This window comes from Rubripirellula lacrimiformis (assembly GCF_007741535.1).
GTDB classification, from domain to species: Bacteria; Planctomycetota; Planctomycetia; order Pirellulales; family Pirellulaceae; genus Rubripirellula; species Rubripirellula lacrimiformis.
In genome coordinates, this window is record NZ_CP036525.1 from 4,153,265 (window position 1) to 4,179,695 (window position 26,431).

Genomic DNA, 26,431 nt, shown 5'->3' on the forward strand with positions numbered 1-26,431 from the left:
GTCGAGTGGTGGGGATGGGTGTCGTGGTGACGGCCTGGAAAGACCGTTTTACTTTCGATTGCCGATTCGGCATTTCGCGGCGTTTGGGGCGATTTCGCGCAGCGTTCTTCTGGTCTTGGTTTCCCGCGGGATTCGGTGATTGCGTGTCCGCAGGTTGCTGTCATTTTCCGCAATCCTCGGCCCATCTGCCCACTTTCCTTCGATAGACTAGGAGTGCACCCTGCCCCCCAACAGAGATAGTGAACGCTGATGATCCGCATGAAATCCCCCATGGCCAATGTTCACAAGCTCCGTCGTGACGCACTGAAACGTCGACGAATGCTGGCCGAGACGCTCGAATCTCGTCAACTGCTGGCCGGCGAATGGGGCGACACGGCGCCGTCGGACCAGGCGTTGGTCTCGTCCATGAACGCGGAGGGTGAAGGTCTGGTTCAGGAGACGACCGAGACCATCGACGCGGCGGCCCAGGTCGGCAGCGATTCGATCGACTCGTTCGCCAGCGGACTTCGGCAGGCGGTTGGTCAAATTTCTCGCGTGCTGTCTGCGGTCAATCACCTGCCAGGCTTGGCCAGCGAGATTCCGTACCTGGGGTCGATCGTGCCAGAATCGATAGGCGGGACGACGATCGTCGATACCGAATCGATCGCATCGTTGTTCAACTTGGTGGAACGTTTTGACACCGAAGTGTTGCTGCCGCTGGAAACGTTTCTGGAAAACGATCCGGCAGCGACCGCGCAGAGTTTGATCGCGGAGTTTGATTTTCTAGAAGCCGTTCAGGGGATCAGCGGTGGCACACAGGCGGTCCGCCTGAACTTCAATCCGGTCACTCAGTTCAACGCGACGCTGTCCAGTTTGCTGGATCCGATCACGTCCCAAGCCGATTCGCTGCTGCAGCAGATCCAAGGCGAGTCGTTGGCGACGATCGTGCCGCTGAATTTGGGCACCGAGAATCTATCGTTCGACATTTTACGCGACGCGGCGACTCGCGAATTTGCCGTACGCATTCCTAACTTCAGCATCGGACTGGACCGACCGCTGACGTTACCGGTTGATTTCACCGCCAGCATCGGTTTGCTGTCCGGCGGTGTGACCGGCGGCAGCATTTCGTTGGACGCTGGGCTGGACGTGGCGTTTGGGGACGCCTTTGGTGCCGTCATCAACACCGGCGACTTAGGTGGCGCATTCGGGCTGGAATCTTTGCTGGAGGTTTCGATCTCTGATTTGATTGACGACATCAGCCTGACCTATCGCGGCGAAGGACTGAACGTGAACCTGCCGTTCCATTTTGATGTCGCCGGTTTTGGCAGTGGGAACACACCGCCGGTGTTGACCTTGACCGACAGCAACCCGTTTGATTCGCAGATCCCCGAATTGGATCTGATCGTGCCAGAGGGTGCGGACTACTCGCCGCAGTCGATCTTCAGTTTTCAAACGCTGGACCCCGCCGGGCTGGTGTCGTCGATCGAGCAGATTGGAACCTTGATCGGCGCTTGGGAAGACGGCGACTTACTGAACTTTCCGATCCCGTTAGCCGGCAACACGACGATTGGCGACGCGGTTCAGTTTGCGACCAGCTTTACCAACAACGTGACATCGTTCTTGAAGGGCGACGACGGCACACCAGCGTTCGCATCGATTCAGGAATTCGTGAATTTGATCCCCGGTGTGAACATCAACGTCGCTGACTCGCTCAGCGACGTGGTGGTCTACGACCCCGTGCGGATGGCGCTGGACATCGATCTGCAATACTTTTCACAGTTGGAACCGATCGTTGCGCAGGCCGACTTGAACTTCGTCGCCGGCGTGAACGATTTCGAACTCGGTTCGTTCACGATGGATCCAGGCGCCGATGGTACCGACAACCTGTTGACCATCACCGGTGACGTCACCACCGGCATGAAAATCTCCATCGATCTGTCCCCGCCGAGCCAACAGCGAAACGGAAAGGTGAATGTGGCCGAGACGATCTCCTCGCAAGCAAGCGGCGCGACAAGCGTTGTGGATGTGCTGGCACGTCAAGGCATTGGGTACCTGCGGGGCCGTTCGATCGCGACTCAGATCCAAACGTCTAACGGCGAATCCTACACACTCGACTTTGGTCCCATCACGGATTCGACTCGAATTGGGGATTTGATCGATCGCGGTCGAGTGATCGTTCAAGGCGAGCTTAAGGTTGATGTCCGTTTCGAAGATGACCGTTTGGTTTTGCTTGACACAACACTTGGCGGTGGTGCATTTCAGTTAATAGCAGAAGATCAAGAATTCTTTACCCAGCTGTTTCCTAACCCTGCCGACGGAAATCGTTTGGAGAGTGTTCCGCTGTCAGACGCGATCGAGATCACACGAGACACTCTGTTAGAAACATTCTTTGACCCCTTCGATGCACAGCTTGATCAAGACAGTCGCGACGTGGTTATGTCGATGCGAGATGGGACGTCCCGGACAGTCTCCTTTGGGAAACTGAGAGATCGGACGGTTGGGGACTTGCTGGATGCTTTCACACTTTCTGCGGCGGGTGTGTCTCAAACGCTGGCGTCATTTTCGGGACGTTCGGTTGTGCTGCGTGACAAGACAGTGCCGGACGCCAGCAACCGTTTTTCGGTGGTTTGGGGGGATGGCCAAGGAACAACGTTGCTGCAAGCGATTGTCCCGATCGGATACGACCGCGTCCAAAGTTCGGAGGTCGATTCGGCGATCTTAGTCGGCCAGAGCGTCGATTCGGCATTCCCAATCAGTTCGGTTGTCGCCGAGAACGAATCTGTCCCACAAAATATTGTCGATGGCTGGATCGCCGAAGGGCCGTTCGGATCGGTGGGAGGCAACGGACTGACGGCAGACGGAAGCAATCGCGTCGCCGGAGCGATGAGTCGTGTGCTTCCTCATCCGACCAACCCAGACGTGCTTTACGCAGCATCCGTCAATGGCGGAGTTTGGAAAACCACCAACGCGCAGGTTGCGTCACCAACTTGGACGACGACAACCGATCAACTGCCTTCTCTATCAATCAGCGCCCTAGAATTTGACAGTGCGGATACGACTCGTCGAACCATCTACGCGGCTACCGGAAACTATTCGAGCTATGGAGAATCTGGAGCCGGGGGGTACCTGTACCGAACGACCGATGCGGGGGAAACCTGGGAGGTCGTTGAAAACAACCTGCCCATAGGTTCAAACAACATTTCAGCATTGTTTGTGGATGGCGACCTAATCATCGCCACGACCACCTGGGGTACCGTTGCCTTGAATGGCGGTGACAGCGGGAATGGCGTGTTTGTGAGCACAAACCGCGGACAATCGTTCTCTCCGGCGAACATCCCCGGATCGTCTCCAACGACTCCGTTCTATGATGTCGTGGCAGATTCTGGTCGCCAACATGTCTATGTCGCTGGAAAAACCGGCATCTACCGAACCGATGATGATGGTGTGACTTGGACGAACCTAGCCAGTCTGGCGAATACGCCCACCGCCGCGTTCGTCAATGCGTTTCCCGCGCTCAATAACTCGATCAATCGGGTCGAACTGGCGATCCACCGTGACGGACGGATCTATGTTGCACTGGTTGCGGATGCACAGCCACAAGCTGTCTTCTATGCGGAGGACGCAACGACAGCAGTGGTGCAGTGGACGCAAATGGATCTGCCAACACTACCCCAGGGCGTCGCAACCCCGCTTACGGGCGCCAGCAATGCAACACCCATTGTTGTCACCGCTGCTGCCCACGGAATTGATCCCGAAACTCGAGAAACTCAATTCGTCTTGATCGACGGTGTACTCGGGAATACAGCAGCGAACGGTTTTTGGCGAGTCAACGTGCTCAGCGCGGATACCTTTGAACTGCTGGGGAGTTCGGGAAACGGAGCCTATACTAATGGAGGCACTTTCGTCGAACTCACAGGGCCCAGTCCGCGTCCGAAGACGGTCAATCCAGCTGGTTCGCAAGGCGAAATCCATTTCTCGTTCGAAGTGGATCCAATCGCTGAACACATCGTTTACATGGGCGGCGATCGTCAAACGATTCCGAACCTGATTGATGCGGGATACGAGGGCGCAATTTTTCGCGGTGATACGCGAGAACCTCGGCGTAGCGGTTCCCAAACGACTTCGCCTCAATGGACCCACATCACCCATTCGGCGAATAACAGCTTTGAAAACTCGGGTGGGACCGCGACGGGAACCGCACCCCATGCCGATTCGCGTGATATCGCCATCGATGCGGCAGGACGACTGATCGAGGTAGACGATGGAGGAGTGTTCTATCGATCATCTCGATTCGACGAAGGAAGCATTGGCGATTGGCATTCGATCTCCGGCAATCTGAATACAATTGAAATTCATGACATTGCCTATGATCCGCTCCTTAATACCTTGCTGGCGGGTACACAAGATAACGGAAACCTATACCAAGCGTTTGAAAACCAAGCGGAGTGGACACGGAATTCGTTGGGGGATGGTGGTGATGTCGCGGTCGATGCTGTGAGCTTGGCTGGTGACGGGTCACTGTACTATACGAGCTACGTCAAAGCAGAAGATTTTGCCTATACCGAAAATCGAGATGATTCCTCAGCACAATTCAATCAGCCGCTGGCGTTGCCAAGCGGCTTCAAGGGGGCATTTCGATCTCCGTTTGAGATCAATCGCGTTGATCCTACACGGTTGCTGCTTCAATCCGTAGATTCTCTCTTTGACATTACTTATAGGGAAGGAGTTTACGCAAGCGGGGTTGAGATCATATTTGGCACCAGCTACCGAGACGACCAGAATGCGCTGGTCTTTGGTGGGACGAAAGACGGCATTGCGAATGCCGATCTCATATGGGCAGGCCAGGGAAACACTGTCTACCAACGAACCGATCGTTCCGCATTTCCTGCTCCGCGATTTTCTTCTCCCGGAGAATCCATTCTCGATCTCGCAGTCTCGCCAACGAACTATGACCGCATTGTCGCGGTAACCAACGAGAATGTTCTCTATTCGACGGACGCGTCGACGACAACCGACTTGGCCAGCCTGTATGTTCCGTCCTATGGTGTGCTGCCGAAGATCCGGAGCGTCGAGTTGATTTCCACTAGCGTCGGAGACTTTGTGATTGCAGGAACCAACACGGGGATTTTCTGGATCAATGCCAACGCGGCAGATCGTTGGACGAAGCTTGGAACCGGCTTGCCAAATGCAGTCGTCTATGATCTTGAATACAACTCCGATGATGATGTGCTTGCGGTGGGAACGCTGGGACGAGGCGCATGGACGATGGAAGCAATTTCGGAGAAATTGGTTCGCAACTGGAGTGCAAACCGTATCGCCGACGACAGTGATCCGAGATCAACGTTTTCGGCAAGTTGGTCAACCGTTGCTGCCGGGCACGCAGATGGAGCAAAAGTTTTCGATGCCGGCGTCAATGCTGTTGGTAACGAAAAGGGAGTTTGGCATTTCGACGGTGTAGAACCAGGCACTTATCAGGTATTTGCGAACTGGTCGGTCGCAGCGAACAATACCCCAAACGCAAATTACAGCATTGTCGACTCTGGGACCGTGATCGGGTCTGCGATACTAGATCAAACGCTAGCCCCAGCCACGGAAACGGTAGATGGTGTTGTGTGGCAGTTGGTCGCTGTTGTGACCACGACTGGCGATAGTGTTTCAGTCGAAGTTACACCTGGCAACGCAGGATTGACTCACGCGGACGCGATTCGCCTTGGTGTGCTTGGTCAATCTCAGAGCTCCGACGGCAACCAAGACGGTGTGCTCGTTGGGGAAGAACTGATCCCTCATCTGCCTCCGCAATCCCAAGTCGATTTGCAGACGCCACTTGACAACTTTACCGTCGTTCCCGGTGGACTCTTCGATTCGGCAGTTGCACCTTTGATGGGGCCGTTCCAGTTGGCTGAAGGTGAATCACCGCAGGTTTTAGGCCCCCATGTTCACTTCGCTGACGGGTCCCTTGAAATCCTGCCAATCGGGCTGACCAACAATGCCGAAACGATTGATGATCTGATTCACGCACTTCGCGTCCCCGACAAACTGCAAGTTCAGTTCACAGGCGATCGGCTGACGTTGATCGATTTAACCAACGGCAGCGAGACGTTTTCAGTTGACGTTGATCCTCAGTCTCGTCTTGGCAAGATCCTCTATGACCCAATCGTTGTGCTTCGCGACGCACTCGCCGTTGGTCGTGATGTCGATGACGACGGACAGGTGCAAAGCCGGGTCCTGGCGATTCGCGATCTGGAAGAAACTGATTCTGCGGCGGAATTTGTTCCTGAACTGACGCATGATATGGTCGGCGCGCCCATCACCGCTCAATTGCGTGACGGCACATCCGTCGAGCTGAACGTGGGCGAAATCAATCCGAATGTGACGCTGGGCGACATCATTGATCGGCTGACGGTGCGGCGGGGACTGAAACGAGTGGTGATTGCTCGTTTGGACGGCAACCGCATCGTGCTGGAGGACAACACGCGGCCCATCAACGCCTCGTCAACATTCCGGTTGGATTGGGATGGGAACGTCGCCAACGGGCCGACGTCCTATTTCCTGGGTTCGACCAATGGCAGCACGGCCGGGTTTGCGTTGGGCAAGTCGCTGCGTGAAGAATCGCTGCAACCCGATTTGCAACAACGTATCTTCAGTACAATCTATGATGCGGCGCCAAATTGGACGACGCTGGATACGGTTGCCCGTCGAATGGGCAGCCCGCAGGCATTTGGAATCGGATCGGAATCCGAAACGCACTTGTTCAAAGTCCAGTTGGCCGATGGGCGATTTGCAGACTTCACGGTTCCCGGTTTGCTAGCCAACCACACGATCGCCGACATCACGCGGCAGTGGCAGTTCTTTGATGAAAGTGGCGTGGAGCCGGAACTGTTGGCCGAGGTCAAGTTGGTCGATGACCGCTGGGTGATCGTTGACAAAACCAACGGGAATGTTGTTCGGCGAATCACGCAAACCTCGTCGGACTTTACATCGGCTCTGTTCGCGGATTCGGTCGTTAACGATGACGGTTTTGTGGTCAGTCGTAAGCTATCGGAAACCTTGCTGGACAGTCTCGGTTCGGCGACGCCGATCGGATCGTTCTTTGATCCCGAAGACGCGCGGTTGAACCAGGGCATTTCGGCGCCGCTACAGATTTCGCTGCGTGATGGTTCGACGCAAACCGTGAACCTTGGCGATTGGAACACAATGTCGCTGGGGGATTTGGTTCAGCGACTGACCTTGCGCAATGAACAGGGCAACACGGTTCTGCTGGCCGCAGTCGAAGACGATGCGTTGCTGTTGGAAGACATCAGCTTGGCGATTGGCGCTGCCGCCGTCCAACCGTTCTCCATTCGCTGGGTTGGCAATCACAGCGAGAATGACACGCCCAATGGCGGTCAATGGGCCGGTCAATTCGTTCCCATCGCCTCCGATGCGGATTCCGATGGTGTGCTACGTGGCAAGCCGTTTTTGGCCCAGTTGCCCGGCGAGCTTTCGCCGGTTTCTAGCAAGACATTGCTCAGTTCAATCCTGACTCGCAAACAGCTATCGTTCGCGATCGGATTACCAGCAGCGGCAACCGTGACGCTGCGGGATGGCCGTCCATTGTCCATCGATACCGGCCTGCTGGATGAAGATTTGACCGTCAGTGATTTCTTGTCACGGCTGACGATCGAGGATGATGACGGAGTGGTCCTGATCGCGTCGCTGGTCGGCGACCGGATCGTGTTGACAGACATGACGGATGGCCCCAGCGGCGGCGATGATCGATTGTTGATCGAATCGTCGCACCCGGTCTTTGAACAACTAGGGTTAGTAGGCAGTTCGGCCGTGCTGGACACGGCGGAGCGAATCGTCCTGACGTCCAATTCTTTGGCGACGTCGCGAATTGCATCCACCACAACGCTGGACCAGATCATCTCCGATCTGCCGATTCCGGACTTCGTGACGTACGGCTTGAGCGTTCGCACCGCCGACTTTGACGATGCCGATGTTGGCATTGGGCTTAACTTTTTGAACGACGGCGGTGTGTCGACATTGCGGGAAGTGTTGGATAATTTCAACAGCCTTGACCAAGTCTCGGTTCACTTCGAAGACGGTCGGTTCGTGATGCGCAGCGGAGCCAGTCCGTCCGCTGATGGGGCCTTGCAGCTGACGCCGTTTGGCGAGGCCTCGACAGGGCGCGAGATCGCCTTTGCATTGTTCGGCGGAGACGACGAAGGGGTCGATAGCGGCCAGCGGTTGCTGGTTGATATGGACAACGATGCGGAATCATTCGGCGCAAACGTCTACCCGGCCCTGCGTGATTCCAACGTCAACGCAGGCACATCGCTGGGTTCGTTGTTGCGGACCATGGAAATCAATATGGATTCGGGTGTTTTGCAGAACACTCCGATCCGTTACCAGCTTTCCGATGGTAGCATCCAGGACGTCACGGTTCGGCACACCGAGAACCTTTCATTGTCGGACTATGTGCGGCAATACGAAGTCATTCGCAATGGTCGCACGGTCGTCGCGGCGTCTTTGGCCGGGAACGCGTCGGACGGATTCCGTTTGGCGCTTGCAGACTACTCAACACGATTCTTGGATCCCAGCGATTCCGAAGCGAACCAATCGGCGTACGGCGGTTCGTTCAGTGTGATTGTTCAACCCGGTGCGAGTGCGGGAAACTATTCGACGTTGCCGTTCTTGTTAGGCGTGCTAACACCGAATGCCGAGGGTGCATCCGTGTCGGGCAGTCCGTTGGTGGCAGCGGCCAAGAATGTTCTCGATCGAATTCGGATCACCGAATCGCCTTCGTTCGTTGCCAACATCAGCGCGGTTGCGTCGAACCTGAACGCAACGGCGTCTGTGGGCGGGGTAGCGTCGGCCTCGATCGTCAATGGGAGTGCTTCGGTAGCCGGCAGCGTGGGCTTGTCGGTCATCATCCCGCCTGGGCAAGAAGATCTTTCGCTGGGCGATCTGGGGCGTGCCTTGATTAACCCGCTGACCAGCTTGGATCTTGATCTGGATCTGGACGTCCAAGCCGGTGCCGAACTGGCATTGGAACTGTTCGGCGTGCCGCTATCGTCCAACCAACCAGGTGAAACGCCGCGTTTCGATCTCGTCTGGAACGATGTCATTACCGCGGATCCAGCGATCGCTTTTCAACCGGAAAACCTGCAGCTAACGACTCAGAACTTTGACAATCTGGTTCCCGAGTTTTCGCTTGCCGACATTCCCCGGTTGATTCGGTCGGCGGTCGACATTGTCAATGAATTCGCAAGCGAGCAATTGCTCGGTAAACGTCTGCCAATTATCAACGTTTCACTGGCAGATTCCCTTGCGGCAGTCGACCGAGTTGCCGCGATCGCCGACAACGTGATCAACAATGCCCAGGGAACACTTCAGGACATCGAAGATGCAATCGAGCTCGGGATTGAAAATGGTCTGGGGCTGGTCGACATAGATCGCGATTTGGTGGAACTGGATCTGTTTTTCGACGGCGACACGATGACGCTGCGAAGTTCGCTAGAAGTCGCCTTCGACGTGATGCAGCAGCGTGCCTTCGATCTTGATTTGGCGTCGTTGGGGTTGAGCCAAAACGAACTTGTTGATCGAGGATTGGGGTCCCTGTCGAACTTCGTCGACTTTTCTGGCAGTGGTGAGTTTGCGTTCGAAGCGGATGCAACTTTCAATGCGGACCTGGGATTGGATTTAGTTCAACTGGGTCTGGTGACGCCGCCCGATGGTGTCGTGGATGACGCGCGTTTCCGCGACGCCGTGGTCGTCTATGACACCACCGGTGTGGTTGCCAATGCGCGGATCGCAGCGGATGACATCCAGTTCGAAGCGGCCATTTTGTCATTGCCCGTATCCGTCGGACCGGGACGTCTGGCACTGGATCGCGACGGTCTGAATTTTGACGGATCAGCCGAAATCACGGACCCGGCCCGGATCGAGATTCGCGCCGCGGGGACTTGGGCCAATAGCCGAAAACCACTCGCAAGCATCACCACCAGCGACTTCGAAATCAACTACGGCGACGGCGGTAACGCTTTGTCGGATGCGATCGGAATTGGCATCGATTTGCCCTTGTCCTTGGGTAGCGACGGAGTATCACAACCGTTGCAAGTTCAATGGAATGAATTATCGCAGTTAAGTTTTGAAATCTTGCCCATCGGCCAATCCATTGCGACGGCAGGATCGACGGCCCCCAATCAGATCGCGTTGCCGAATGTCACCGCCCTGGTGACGGACCTAAGTCTGACCGACGGCTTGATTGCGCTGGCCAATACGCTACGTGGTTTGTTCGATTCGCTGGACAATTACTTGGGTGACGAGATTCTCGGCATCCCCGTGCCGTTGATCGGCGAAGGGCTGGATGGCGCGGTCTCATTTGTCGAAGACTTTATCGCGCCACTGGCTGACCAGTTGCAAGCCGCTGATACGTCCGCGGATCGCGTCGCGGTTGTTGGTCAGAAAATTTTGTTCGATACGCTGGGCCCCGGTACAAACGGAAACGGGTTGAACGTGTTGAACTTGATCGATCGGAATGGGGACGGTGCGTTCTCCTACTTAGACGTTCCATTGCTGGCCGATGTTGCTGACAACATCTCGTACCCGATCTCGATCCAGAAATCAGCTTTTTCGACCACAGTCCCGTTGGATCTAGACGTCGGTGGCAGCGCGCTGGGCCTTGATCTAGAGGGCGATGCCCGCATCGATGTGAATTACGGCATCGATTTTGTGGTCGGATTCAATCTAAATACCGGCGGCTATGTTGAATTTTTGGACGGACAGAATTCAGAATTGTCGTTGGAGTTTGTCGCCAGCGTGGACAATTTGGTGGGCGAAGGTCGACTTGGACCGCTGCGGATTGGCGTCGAGACGATTCCGGCAACAAGTCTGACAGAGGAACAACGGACGCGCACTCGTTTAGATCCCAACGATTCGACGACAGAGACCGTCAATGCATTCCGCGGCGCCGTTGGTGTCAACTTACCGGACGGACAATTCGGTCTGTCGGATCTGGGACTGCTTTTCGCCGGAATCGAAGCGGACATTGAATTTGCGGGTTCGCTGTACACCAAGGTGGATACCGGGATCAACACGTCGGTCGAGGGCATTCCGACGATTGTGGCCGACCTTGCGCTGAACTTTGATCGATCGTCGCTATCGATTGGCGAAGGGGTCGAGTTCGCCGCCCCCCAAATCGCGATCACAAAGGCTGGGCTGGACCTCGGCTCGTTCGTCACCAATGTGCTGACGCCGGTATTGAAACCCGTCAATCAGTTCTTGCGTCCGATCCGTCCGGTATTGGAAACGCTGACATCGCCGATCCCTGGCGTCTCGGCACTGATTGGCGAGGTGACCTACGTCGATCTGATTTCGCTGTTTGGAAGCGGTGGCCAGTCGGTTGTACCGTTCGTCAACGCGCTGGCGGATCTTGCAGAGTTTGCCGACGTTCCTGATTCCGCCGACGGTCTGATCCTGCCATTGGGCGATTTTCTGCCCACGCTTCAGGATGGTATTTTGGTTCCTGGTCCGTCGATTGGTGCCGAGAACTTGCAAGACTTCCTAGACAGCAATGAAGATGCCAACTTTGATGCATTGAACCAGTACCTCAGCAACTTGCCGTTGCCGTTGACGGCGGATGGCGACGACGGTGACATCGGCGATGATCCCAATACGGTCGGTCCCGATGGGCAACCTGGGATCAGTCGCAACCTGACACCGGGCAAATTTAGCATCCCGTTGTTCAAGGATCCGTCGCAGGCAATCGAACTACTGTTTGGTAAACGTGATCTTCGGTTGGTGGAGTACCAAGCGCCGATTTTGGAAGCCAATTTTGAATTCGACTTGCCGTTTCCGGTGTTTCCAGCGGTGGATGTGATTCTGGGTGCGTACTTCAACGCTCGCGTCGACTTTGCATTCGGCTATGACACACAGGGGTTCTTTGACTACGCCGATTCAGGCCGATTCCTTGATGTGTTGAACGGATTCTTTTTGGACGACCGGGCCGTCTTTGATCAGCAAGGCAATAAGATCAGCGACACAGCGGAGTTGTCCACGAATTTCGGGGTAACGCTTGGCGCGCAGATCAACTTGGCTGCTGTCAAAGCCGGCGTCGAGGTCGGTATCGGCGCGGGCATCGAATTGGACCTGAACGATCCCAATCTAGATGGCAAAATTCGCTTTGACGAATTGCGGGATAACATCAGCAAGGGATTCGGCGCCGGCGTTGGTCCGTTGTTCATCTTCGACCCGTCCGGCGGTATCGATGCGTTCGTGACCGCCTTTGTGAAGGCCTTCGGAATTCGCGTTTCGACGACGTTGGGGCCACGGCGCATTTTGGACTTCGATCTACCGCAATCGTCCGACTTTAACCCCGTGTTAGCTAGTCTGGACAGCGACGGTCAGCTGCTGCTGCATACGGGGCCGAATTCGTCACTTCGTCAGTTTGGGACGTTGGATGACGTCAACGATCTGTTCTCGCTTTCGTTGGATGACGAGACGGATGATATCGTTGTGACCGGGTTTGGCGTCGAGCAGCGATTTGCACGGCGTGACGTCACCAGCGTCTACGCGGAAACGGGATTGGGCAACGACGAGATCTTTATTGATCACACGATTAGCATCCCCGCCGTCATCCTTGCTGGGCCGGGTCGCGACGTGATCGTTGGTGGTAGTGGTCCGTTGATCGCCTATGGAGGCAGCGGGAACGACGAAATCACGGGCGGTAGCGGCGACGATGTGCTGTACGGCAACGGTACCGATCTGATTTCGGGTACCGAAACCGTCGTGGATGAGGATGGCAATGAACGCGAAGTGCCGATCACGGACCGCGATGTACTGGTGGGCGGCCCCGGCAACGATGTGCTGATCGGCGGCGAACAACGCGATGAATTGCAGGGCGAGGAGGGCGACGATCGGCTGGAAGGTGGCCTGGGGCCTGACTTCCTAGGCGGCGGACCTGGCAACGACGTGTTGGTCGGTGGCGATCATGACGATGCGTTGGATGGTGGTGATGGAGACGACCGGCTGTTCGGCGACGCCGAACCGGGGACTGGAACCGTGATTGCCGGTGCCGACTTCTTGCAAGGTGGCGATGGCAATGATCAGTTATTCGGTGGCGGCGAAAACGACGAACTGTTCGGTGGTGCCGGTAGTGATTCCATCTATGGCGAAGCAGGGGACGACCTGATCGTCGGGGGCAAAGCTTCCCCCGCGATTCCGGACTTCGAATTGTTACAGCCGACTCCCGATCTAGCTCCCCACGTGCTCAGTGGCGGTCTAGGGAACGACCTGATTTACGGGACCGCCGGGCCGGACACGGTCATCGATTCGGGGGGGCAGAATCGAATCTTTACTTACGAAGGGGACGATATCGTCACCGCCGGTGATGGCGCCGATCTGATCCGCACTGGCGACGGCAACGATGTGGTCGATGCCGGCGGAGGCGTTAACCGGATCTACACCGGTGCTGGATTCGACATTGTGACATCCGGCGCGGCCAGCGACTTCATTGATCTGCGTCCACAGCAAACAGCCAACACCGGTTTGCAGCTTCAGATCGCAGCCGCTATCGATGGTGGCCAAGTCACCGATGCGGGCGGGAACAACACGATCTTTACCGATGATGGCGGTGACACGATCAATGTGCTCGGTAGCGGCGAAAACTTCATCGATGCCGGCGGCGGTGACAACTTCATTCGCACGGTGGGATTCGGCGGCGACACCATCCAAACTGGCAGTGGTGACGATGTGGTCAATGCGGGCGATGGAAACAATGAAATCAGCGTTGGGGCTGGCAACGATGAAGTGACAACCGGCGGCGGAAACGACAACGTCTATCTTGGCAGTGGCGACGACACCGCTTCGACCGGTGCGGGCAACGATGTCATCATCGCAGGCCTTGGCGATGACTTTGTCGATGCCGGTGGCGGAAGCGACTTCATCCGCGGTGGACTTGGCGACGATGAACTGGTCGGCGGTATCGGCAGCGATAATGTCGATGGTGGAAGCGGACAAGACATCATTTGGGGTGACTTGCGCATCTATACCAAGGCCGAGCTTTTCGCGGGATTGGTCTTGCCCTTTGGTTACGACGCAGATGAAACCATCGTTCCCCTGACGGCAGTCGTCCCTGCGGTCGTCGCGAACGTATCTCTAGAAGGTTTCCCCGAAGATGGCAATGACTTGCTGCGTGGTGGTGACAGTCTTGACTACATCTTCGGTGGCGGCGGTCGCGATCGAATTGAAAGCGGTCCCGGGGCTTCCTACATCGATGGTGGCCGTGGCAACGATATTTTGATCGGCAACAGTGGTCCGGATGTGATTCGTGGCGGAGCAGGCGACGATGACATCCAGGGCTTTGGCGGCATTGACTTTAGCTACGGCGATGATGGTGATGACTTCATCCGTGGCGGAGCGGGACTGGATGTTTTGGGAATCATTCAAACGCTTGGACAGCGGTCCTATGGTGGTTCGGGCAATGATGTGATCTGGGCGTGGGCGGCGTCGTCGTTGGCAGGTGAGACCGGTCTGGTGGGTGAATACCTGGACGGTGGCGAAGGGCGTGACGAACTGCTGGGCAACCTGCGCCGGGATACTTTGATCGGTGGGGGTGGCGACGATCGATTGCTCGGGGATGCATTGGCGGGCAGCAACTACGACAGTAACGCCGCCTTCCGAACACTCGGCGGCGATGACGTGATCGTCGGGGGATTCGGCGATGACCTGCTGCAGGGCGGCGGCGGCAACGACATGTTGTTCGGCGGCGCGAACGTCGATGAACTGGAAGGCCATGCCGGAAGCGATCACCTGTACGGCGGACATGGCATCGACTTCATGCGTCTCGACGTGGATTCGCAGTACGACGTGGACGACTTGGACGTGATTGACGGCGGGTTCGCTGATGCACCAAACGATACGCCGTTTGGCCTGGACAACTCGACGGACATCATCGTCATCAACGGTTCTGACGAAGACGATATCATCACGATCGCGGGCAATGGTGATCAAGCGATCGTCAACTACAAGGTTGGGAATGAACCGCTTCGCCAGATTGACATTCGCATTCAAGACGCCGACGGGAACACACTGGTCGAACAGTATCAGATCAACGGCTTGGGCGGGAATGATAGGATTGGTTTTGAAGCGTCGTTTGACACCAGCGACCTGGCCGCACGCAGCCGCGACTGGGTCGGTGTGTTCCAAGGCGGATCCGGCGACGACACCCTGACGGGATCGGCTGGTCGCGATCGGCTGGATGGCGGACGCGGAAGTGATATCGTGTACGGCCTTGGCGGTGACGATCGGCTGTGGGGTGATTCCGGCGAAGGACGATCGACCGATACCGATTACCTGTACGCCGGTGGCGGGAACGACGACCTGCTGGGTGGGCTGGGGATCAATTATCTGTTTGCCTGGTCGGGTGACCCCACCGGCGGCGGAGCGATCCTAAACGGTCCGAAATATGGTGTCTTCGATGAAAATGGCGAGCGCGAGGACACTGGACTGAACCGGATGCTCGGACGCGACCAGGATGATTTCCTGTATGCAGGCAGCGGTCTTGATTTCATGTACGGCGGTGATGGGGATGACCTGCTGTACGATGTCGATGGTGAATTGCTGGAAAGCTTTGGCGTTCCCGAGGGCGACGAGTGGCTCGATTACGCTCGCAACAACGATTCGGTCTGGTACTACGGTGCGACCGATCGTGACGACATCATTTCAGTGGACTACGTCACCGAACCGGGGTTGCTGGCCAATCATCACCTGATCACGCGGCTGACCGAGAACAATGGTTTCTTCTCGTTCGATGCCCAGGTTCGACTGGACTTTGCCGCCACCAATCCAGACGGTTCGTTGGTTTGGGATCCCAGCGATCTGGTGCAACGTGTCGAAGAGATTCGCGACGCCGTTGACGATGATGCCAGACGACTTGTGGCGCGGACGCTTGAACTGTCCGGCGATCTACTGCCGCCGGAAGGCGACTTTTCCGCCATCATTATCAATGCGGGCGCGGGCGACGATCAAGTCTTTGTTGGACCCACCGTGCAAAAGACTGTTTGGACTGCTGCGGGCGCAGGCGACGACACCGTGGAATACGCCACAGGCCAAGCGATCCTTTCGGACATGGGGGATTCCAATCGACGCAACGAAGTCTTTGGCGATCCCGACGACTTTTCGGGTGCGTTTGACTTAGGCACGCTGTTGCCAACTCAAGATTCCAGTGAAGGTCGGCAGGTGTTATCCCAGACCGCAATGTTCACCAACGCGACCCTGGATGGTCCAACGGACGTTGACTGGTACACCATCCAAGTCCCGTTCATGCAATTCGGATTTGCAGGAATCACCGTCGATTCGATCGATCCCGAAGATCAAATCACACTAGAACTATTCGCTGTGAACCCACAGGTGGAAACGTTTGGACTATTCGGCACTGGCAGTTTGGTCCCCGACGCGAACACGGGCGATCCCGACAAGGCGGATCGCTGGCGAATTGACTTGCAACAGGAAAGCACCCAATCGTTCCAAGACAACCTGTTCTACATTCGCGTTCAATCGGCCAACGGATCACCGACGCAGTACAACCTTGGCATCGACTTCGCTCGCCCCGAGGACCAGGCTCTGGGCGTCGTGCGGATCCCGCTGGGTGCAGAATCGGACACCTACCTTCGCCGTGACGTGATCGTCGGTGGCCCGGGCGACGACATTCTTCGTGGCGGCCCCAGCGAAGACTGGGTGATTGGTGGCGACGGCAACGACATCATCAGTGGTGGTGTTGACGGTTTTGCTTCGGACATCCTGATCGGCGGCGATGGTGACGATGTTTTCCAGATCATTCCTTCGGATGTCGGCGAACTCGATTTAACCTTGGCCGATGAAATCGACGGCGGCGATGGGTATGACCGTGTGCTGTACCTGGGCGGCGACATCGATGATCGTGGCCGGCCGGTGCCGGACTTCGTCACCCTGCGTTATCAACCGTTGCTGAATCGCTATGAATTGGCAGCCAAGGTTTGGGACACGGCGAACCAACGTTTTGAAACCGAGGGGAATCAATTTGTCATCCATTCGGCTAGCTATCGTACGCGTCAGATCGAGGCGACAGAGTTTGACACTCGTGCAGGTGCCGACCAAGTCAGACTGGACGAGGCTTCCTATAGCATCCTGGATGACGAAGTCGTCAATGTGTCCGGATTCCAGTTTGATCTGGTCGATGGGACCAACGATCAGCGAGAAACCTACGGTATATCGCCCGGCGATCGACAGGTCGGTGGCGGCGCCGCGAACTTCATCATCCGTGGCGGTACCGGAAACGACTTGCTGGTCGGTTCGCCCTACGGCGATGTGATCTTCGGTGGTGGTGGGCTGGACCAGATCATCGGCGGCGGTGGCAACGACAACCTGCACGGCGAAGCCGGCAATGATCTGATCGTGGGTGACCAGATTGCGTCCCCGGCGTATGTGTGGGATCGCTATGAGGTGATCGCTGGTGAAGATCGTTCGAACGATTCGCCATCGTTTGCGACACCTGTTCGATTCGATGGTGATTCACTGGAAAATCTAACTCTGCACGATGGTGACGGTGGCGATTGGTACGTCATCCCAGCGTCTTCGGTGTCTGAGCCACTGGATTCAAGTGGTCTGGTCGTTGATGTTGAATTCGATGATGTTGACTTCGATGATTCCGTATCGCAAAACATCTGGGCCAGCATCAATCGAGCCAGCGGACGCGTCGGTGCGGAAGTGATCCCGGCTCTGGTCGATCCAAACACCGGTGCTTATACGCCGACGGCAGGACAGCCTGATGTGTATCTGATTGGGGTCGACAACCCGGTTGGTCAGATGGTAGTCGCGTCCTCGGCACCCCGACTGGATTTGATTGGCGACGGGCAAACCGTCACTGCTGGATTCGTTCTGGACATTTCCGGACAACCGACAGTGACGATTAGTTTTAACGTTTCCTCTGGACAGTCCGGGAAATCGATGGCTGGCAGTATCAATCGAGAGTTCCGGGACCTATTCCTGAACGACGATGTCAAAGCATATTACGACGCCACGCGAGCCCGCTTGATTTTGGTTTCGCTGAAAGATCGCGCCCTGACGGTACGCGCCGGGGACCTCTTTTCGTTTTCGTACCTTGGGTTTGACGACGGGCAGGTTCCCCAGCAACTTCCCTACGGACTTGGTGGTTACACGATCTCCGTCGTCGACAACGAGATCACCAGTCCGCCAACGGCCGCACCGTTGCTGTCATCGAATCCATTTCAGTACAAGACCGCAGACCGAAGTGTGTTGAGGCCGGCTCCCCATCAATCGGTCGGCCTAAACGAACCGAATTTTTCGGTGGATACGGCGGCCAGGATTGAGGGTGGACGCCGTGACGAAATGATTGGAGAAATCGTACCGCTGGGTGATATCAACGCCGACGGACGGGACGATTTCGTGGTCCCTGGAACGACGCGAGCGTATGTGTTCCTGGGACACGTGGATGCGAATTCCCTGTTCGGCGATCAGTCCGATATCCGCGATGCTGCCGACTACATACTGAACTACCCCAATGCCGGGGACATTGAATGGATTAGCGGACCTGTCGATGTTGACGGCGACGGATTTGACGATCTGACGTATGCTCGCACAAGCTTCACCAATGTCGAGCGGACGGAAGGGAACACGAGCATCAACATGATCAGCGGACGCAACCTGACGCAAAATTCAGCCCAGCTTTTCGCGATTCCGATGGGCGGCTTCGAGTATCAGGATTTGGACCACCAATTTGACCTGTTTGGCAGACAACTGGCTTCGCTCAGTCGATCGGCCGATGTGCCGATTCAGGCCGAGTGGATTCGCTACAACGACGATGAATTTGCGGATCTGGCGATCTTCAGTCAAGAACCCAGCCTTCGCCGCGGCACCACCGTTGTGAACTACGGTGGCGTGCTTGATGGTGCACGGATTCATGATCAGGTCGTCAACTACGCGACCGGCAACAGCAACTACATGATGACCCTTTGGTCAGGGTTAGAGGGTTCCAGCGTGGTTGCTGCGTCGCACTTCGATAATCCTGGATCGGTCACCTACGTGGGCGGTTCCCCCGAAGCGTTCTTTGACTTCGGTGATGTGAACGGCGACGGCCTGGACGACATCGTGGCCACCGTCCCACGCGGTTGGGAATTCAGCACGAACGGGAATCGCGATCCGGACATTGTGATCTCGCGAACCTACCTTCACCCTGGGGGAAGTTTTGGTTTTGGCTATCGGTTGACAGCGCCGATCCTGCAACTGGCCGCAGATACCATGGGGCTGCGCGACACGAACAATCCAGATTTGGGTAATCAGGGCGCACTGAATGCCGAGTTGCCCGTGGTCGTGAGCGATCTGGACAACGACGGTTTTGCGGATCTGATCGCCATCAGCGATCTCAGTAGCTCCGATCGCGGTATCGCATCGCTGTTGATTTATACTGGCCAGGAATTGACGGATAACGACGATTTCGCCAATCGTACCCCGGCGGTTGTCTTCGGCCAGATACCGGCGTCGGGCCGTAGCCTGCTGGACGCTCGCGTTTCGATTGGTGATTTTGATGGCGACGGCAGGCAAGATCTCGGGTTCAGTATCTCCAACCCGAGCCAGGCGGGAACCTTTATCTTTTATGACGCCATCGATGGCGGAAGAACTCGATCAACGGGTGCTGGATCGCGACTCCCCACACCGGTGGCGTCAATCGCGTCGCCAATCGGCGCCAGTAATTTCGGGTTGGCCGGCGGAAACGCATTCGACCTGAATGGAGATCGCATGGATGATCTGATCCTTGCCGATTCCGATGCGACAACTTCCGCCGGTGATCTGGGCGGCGGCATTTTGTATGTCGTTCCGGGAAGCCAACGCAGGATACCGCTTCCCGATGAAGCAACGATCGTGGATCTTGGCAACGATTCGATTCGCGGGATCGGTGACGTCGTGCGTGATTCGCAAGGACCGCTGCAGATTGATTCGACGCTGCAGACCAGCGAAGGGACCGATTGGTATCGCTTCCGCACGGTCGGTGACGGACAAGTGGGTGACGTGATTCGTCTGTCACCAACCGCCGACCTGTCTGTGTCAGCAACGGACGGTGCGTCGGGCATCATCAGTGGATCCACTGCGTCTGACAACGTGCGAACTGTGGCGTTCGATTCCGATCAAACCGGAGTCTACGAAATCGATTTGACGCATCTGTTGTCACAATTTGTCGATCCAAGTTCTATCCAGGACGCGACGTTGTCAATCCGTGGGCGTGTGTCTGCGACGGTCACGTCCGGCACGCCGTTGGCCAACCCCGGAAACTTCACCGCGACTGACAACGGCAAAGTCTTCTTCACCGCCGGAGATAGTTATTCCGAAACGGGTTTGTACGTTTACGACGGTACCGAAGTCCGCCTCGTGTTGTCATTCCCTGGGGAATTCATCAGCAACCTGACCGCAATCGGTGACCAGTTGGTATTCACATCGACCAAGTCTGACGAAGAGGATTTTGGTCCCCCGACCTGGTACATCACCGATTGCGTTACGACCAACGAGATTGCAAACGGCGAACCATTCGAATTCGAAGGCGGCGGGCCGATCGAATTTCGCGGAAACCTTTACGCAACCCATCGAAACTTTGGGCCGACGACTTACCAATCGGTCAAAATCGACATCGATCCGACCAAGCCCGCGACGGCAAGTTTTGAAATTGTCCAAGAAGACACCGGTGGAAAAGTAGCCGGATCGACTGACACCGGACTGTTTTACTTTGCGGGCGGCGGAAAGCTTCTATTCAGCGATGGAGTCGCCCCGGTGGAACAGATCGCCGACTTTGGTTTCTTTGCCAACGATATCTACCCGGATGTCGCGGTGTTGGGGGACAAACTGTTTTTTGGAGCCACGAAAGACGATTCGACGCGAGCCGCTTTCGTCAGCGATGGCACCGAGAATGGTACAGTCGAGATCGCATCTTTCGGTACCAGTGCCGATGAACTGCCGATACACTTCGTGGCTGCGGACTCAGTGGTCTACTTTCTGAGCAATGATAAGATTTTCGCTTACCAAGACGCGACAGCCAAAGCCATCCACTCTCTACCCAAGCGACCCTTTTTCGCACAAAATGCCCAGAAACCTCAGTTCGCAACGGCAGCCGGAAAGAACCTGGTCTTGTTCTATCCGCAAGACGAACAGGTGGTCGTGGAAGTCATCGATCCCGACGGCACGATCCTGGCGTCTGCGATGACCGCTACCGTTGACAATTTGTATGACGATCTCGACGTCGCCGTTGACGGGAATCAGTTTTTGCTTAGCTATCGGGGAGTTGACAAAGGCGAGTCGTTCGAACGGCTGGAGGCATTCGATCTGACCAGCGGACAACTGACCGTGTTGGAGGACATTAGGCACAACGGCGGTTTCTTCAGCCCGTTCACTGGCATGACATCGGGGGATGGCTTTGTGTTGTTCGGTGGGTATGACGAAAGCCAGTACTCTGGCCAAGTCTGGGTAACGGACACGACGGTTGCCGGAACCGAACCACTGCTTTTCGGCGATGGAAATGGAGGCGTTGGCGGTGGGAATACCGTTACCGTCCAGCTGGCCGGCGGTGTCAATGATTTGGTCATTGATGGCAGCGAACTAGACGAAACGTTCGTGATCACACGAACGATCAATGCGTCTGCTACATCGACCCTTTACGACATCGATCTGTCCGGTTCCCTGGACCAGCTTCGCGAACTGTTCCGTTTGGGTTCCCGGTCGTTGGTGGTCACGATGGGCGTTGACGAGAATCAGGCTGTGTTCGAAGCGCTGTCGGACAGCGAAGACACGGGACTGTTCGTAGGTGGATCCAGCGGCGGTGTCTCGGGCGAACTGATCGATTCCACAGGACGCATGATTGCGACCGACTTTAGCAATTTGGACATCCGCAATTTGCCCGCCGGTGAGTATCTGGTGGGAGTGTCGCGATCGAATCGCAGCGGCACGCAGGCAACCGACTATCAACTTGAGATCAACGCACCCCGTCTGGGCGATGCCCACGACTTGCCAGCGGACGACATTCTGCGCGGTGGCGATGGGGACGATGTGGTGATCGGCGGCGCGGGGAAGGATCGCATTTCAGGTAACAGCGGTGATGACAACCTGGTCGGTGAGTTGTTCGAGATGCGTGATGCGGCAAGCAACGATGCAATTGCCAGTGAGCTTCCCGAGGACCGGTATTCCGATTCGCGTTCGCCAGTGCAGCAACGTGACCCTCGAATCGTGATTGGGATCGCAGACGAAGATCTTCGGCCGGGTGAAGTTAACATTGGGGAATCAGCAATTGCCATTGCCATCGCTGACCAACTGGGCACCGAGGTGATCACCCTGCCCGGCGGTAACGAGGCCTTTGCAACCCCTATCTACGCCAGCGACCTGGGGGCCATCATTGACTTGGATCTATCGGATCTTGGGTTGGGAAGTATCCGCGGACTTGAATATTTTGTGGGCCTCGTCTCGCTAGACCTTGCCGGCAACAGTCTTGACGTGGACGCGATCGAAGTGCTGACGCCCGGCAACAACGGCACCACCGGAACTCGGCATCTGGAACACCTGAACCTCGATGGCAACAAGATCGAGTCCGTTTCACCGCTTAGCCAGTTGGTCCATTTGCGTGCAATGAGTGTTGCTGACCAGGGTGGCGTGCCTCTTTCGGACCTATCGCCGTTAGAGGACATGACCGAACTGGTATACCTGAATGTGTCGGGGAACGCGATTGTCGAATTTGACCCGATTCGTAGTCTGCAACACTTGCGTATTCTTGATGTTTCGGGGCCCGCGCTTGACCGGGGCATTGCGAGTGCGATCGATATGCGTTCGCTGACCACCAAGGCGGGCACCACCGCGTCCATCGCCGCTGCGAACGGACCTTGGCAAGTCGTCAATGATCCCGCGGCGATCGGCGGCACCTACCTGGTGTTGGACACGGATAGCTTAGAAGGCGATGAACATGTCGACCTTTCCATCAACGGACTGGCGAATAATGTTGATTACGAAGTGTTCGCCCAGTGGCATGGTGATGCCAGCCACACCGGCAGTGCGGGCTACAACATCAGTGGAAAAGAATTTGTCGTCAATCAACGGGTGGCGAGCAGCGGTTTCCCACAGGACGCTGCTTCGCAGTGGCAAAGCCTGGGTGTGTTCAGGCCGACAAACGGATCGATCACGGCGACTGTCGCCCCGATCGGTGAAGACGGTTTGCTGATTGCCGATTCGTTGATGGTTCGGCCCGTCGCCGGAGCATTAGGAGACGAGCTAGTCCACCTGGACGTTCGCGGTGCTGCGGTCACGCCGCTAAGTCGTGATTTGTTGTTGGATACACTGGATGGTCGCGGCGGTGTTTTGCACCAGGACCGAACCAGCGCGCCAACTTACATCGGCCCCAACGCGTTGGTCTTTGGCGAAGCGGGCGACTACGACCAATCGTATCCACTAAGCAGTTTCTTTCGCAGCGACCAAGCGGGATCGCTTTCCTACTCACTCAAGGTTCCCGACGACACCGACCTTCGTGCGACGATCAATGCTAGTCAACTGGCGATTGAGACCAACGGTGCTGTGCAGCGGATTTTCTATGTCGAGCTTACAGCGACGGACTCTCGCGGTTTGTCCACCGTAGCCGCGATACCAGTTGTTGGCGGCTTCGGTCTTGCCCAGGGACAAGTGTCCGACGCGAGTGGTCGCCCAACCGAAGGAGTGCGGGTGCACTTGTCCAACTTCCCCCAATTCGAAGCCGTCACGGACTCGCTGGGGCGATACAGCCTACTGACGCCGACGGATGAAGTGGAGATCAGCCTGGTCGGTGGTCAAAACATTGGTGTGGCCCAGTCACCGATTGCCTATCTGGAAGACATCGACGTTCCCTTTTTGCTATCGAACATCGATTTCAGTTTCACTCCGGCGATGGGATTGACCGCACCATCCATGGCTGCCGAAGGCGACGTGGTGGAAATCCAGATCGATCTGCAGCTAAGCGGCCAAGTGAAATGGACGGTTACTGGAGGCCCGGTCGCGAACGAGTCCGGTGATGCGAATGGCTTTAAGTTCACACCGCTGGACGAAGGCGTTTACACCGTATCGGCAACGTTGGAAACCGACGACGATCGCGAACTAGTTTCGCTGGTAGCGATCCGTATCGAAGAGGTTCCGACGGCCCTATGGGTGGGTGACGATCTTGTTATATCCGAAGGACAACTCGATCTAAGTCGGCAGTTGGTGGTTGATCCCGGCATCGATGCCGTCACCATCAAGGTGGACTATGGCAATGGAGAGATCGAACGATTCGTGAACACAACAGACCGTACTTTTCATCTGCAAACATTCTATTCGTCGGAAGGCATCTACCCACTGACGGTCACCATGACGGCGGACGGGAAAACCGTGACAGATTCGTTCGATGTCACGGTCACCGATAGTGTCCCGGAACTGATCGTGACGCCACTGACCGGTTTCACACAGAATCGTGAAGATGGAACCATCAGCGTTTCAATCACGGACCTAGCCGGCACAATCAACCGTACGACGTGGTTCTACCGCGTCGATTGGGGGGACGGGACTCCCGTAGAGAACTTTGCTGAACTGGTCGACGTCAGTGCCGGAAGCGTTTCAGCAACGGCAACGCTGGACCATCGCTTCTTTGACGAGGGCACGTACAACGCGACAGTCCAAGTCATCGACGCCGACGGCACGACATTCGATCAACAACTAGATATCGTGGTTGTCAATGATGCCCCGATCATTCAAACCAGCCTGCCAGCAACCGTATCGGAGGATCAGATTTTCGTTGCCTCAACTCAAATCACGGATTCCGATTTGGTTCAGGTTGTCTGGGACTTTGGCGACGGTTCGGCATTCCAATCCGGCACGGTGGTCAACCATCAATATGGTCAGCCCGGTGAATACATCATCACGCTGACAGCAACCGACTTCGGCGATCCCAATGATCCCGATGACGATCTAATACAAACCGTGTCGTATGACATCGAAGCCACCGACGTGAATGATTTCCCCGTCCTACGCCCGATCTCGCCCGTCCAGATCACGGAGACATTTGCGCTGACTCTGCCAACCTTCGCCACCGATGATGACGGCGACGCGTTGTTCTACAATCTCTCAAACGCTCCCATCGGCGTCACGATCGACGAATTCGGAGTGATTCATTGGACGCCCACCGCCGACCAAGGCCCGGCGACCTACGCGTTCGACGTCGAAGTGGAAGATGACGGCGGAGGGGTGACACAGCCCGTGACCATCACCGTCCTCGACACCGGGTCGATCTCTGGCGAACTCTATCTCGATGCCAATGGCAACGGCCGCCGGGCAAACGGTGAGGCCCCGTTGTTGGATCGGTTCGTAATGATTGACGAAGGCGACGACGGGACTTTCGAGCAGACAATCGCGGTGGACAGTGAAGGCCGATTCCAGTTCGCGAATTTGCCGATCGGGCTCTACCGCGTCGTTGCCGACTTGGGCACCGATCCGGGGGCGTCGACGCCGCGGTCCTTCCTGGTCGACATGGCGACCACTCGCGAGGTCGTGCTGACGCCAATCGGATTCAATGATGACATCGATGGCGACGGCATCAGCAACAGCGACGAAATCAATTCGAGTGCCGGTTCGGATGCAAACAACGACGGAGTCTCCGATCATTTGCAAGGCAATGTGGCGTCGATTGAAACCATCGGCGGTCCAGTGACTTTGGTGAGCGCGGCGGGAACGAAACTTACCAACGTTGCCGCTCAAGACGCGATCGACTTGGACGCCGTCGACGGCATTTTCTCGCACGGCCGGATCCTGTTTTCGGTCGATGGACTTCCCGAGGGTGCCGAGGCGACGGTTGAACTGAAGACGCATGGCGACTTGGCGATCAACTTGATTTACACCGTCAATGACTTTGTTGATCCTGCGGACCCATACTTCTCCCAATACGGGGATGCGGCAGACGAGACCATAGAATTCCTTTCCGACCGGATTCGTTTGACGGGACTTGATGGCGGTGAGAACGATGTCGACGGTAACCCCGATGGCGTTCTAGCCTTTTCGTTGCAACCTGTGTCCGTTGATTCCGTTTGGACCAATCCGATCGACCCGTTCGATGTCAACGATGACAAGAAGACGAGCGCTTTGGACGCTCTGGTGATCATCAACGCGTTGGGACGAAAACGAGGGACGTTTGATGTGAATTCGCCTCGTCCCGACGGCGAGAAGTTCTTGGATGTCAATGGCGATCACCGCGTCTCCGCGTTTGATGCGTTGCTTGTGATCAATCAGTTGGGACGCAAACGAATCCTGGGTGAGCCCGAGATGGTCCCAGATCAGAGTGCCGATTGGATCATTCAACCGCAAACAACGCTCGATGACGCCGACGATGACAAAGAAGAAGTCAGAGACCAGCCATCCGAGAATCGACTGTTCTAACGCGATGGTTTCCTAA

Annotated in this window: 1 protein-coding gene; it reads left to right on the top strand. The window is 56.3% G+C overall.

Annotated elements, in window-relative coordinates; genetic code table 11:
* The first annotated feature begins 249 nt into the window (after window positions 1–249).
* Window positions 250–26,415 (top strand): PKD domain-containing protein, encoded by a 26,166-nt coding sequence (locus tag K227x_RS14510; protein WP_218934014.1) that lies wholly within the window; start codon window positions 250–252, stop codon window positions 26,413–26,415.
* The last annotated feature ends 16 nt before the right edge of the window (window positions 26,416–26,431 follow it).

What these genes read in the sequence shown, in the direction of transcription:
- K227x_RS14510 (WP_218934014.1), top strand. Translation starts at nt 250, where the DNA reads ATGATCCGCATGAAATCCCCCATGGCCAATGTTCACAAGCTCCGTCGT.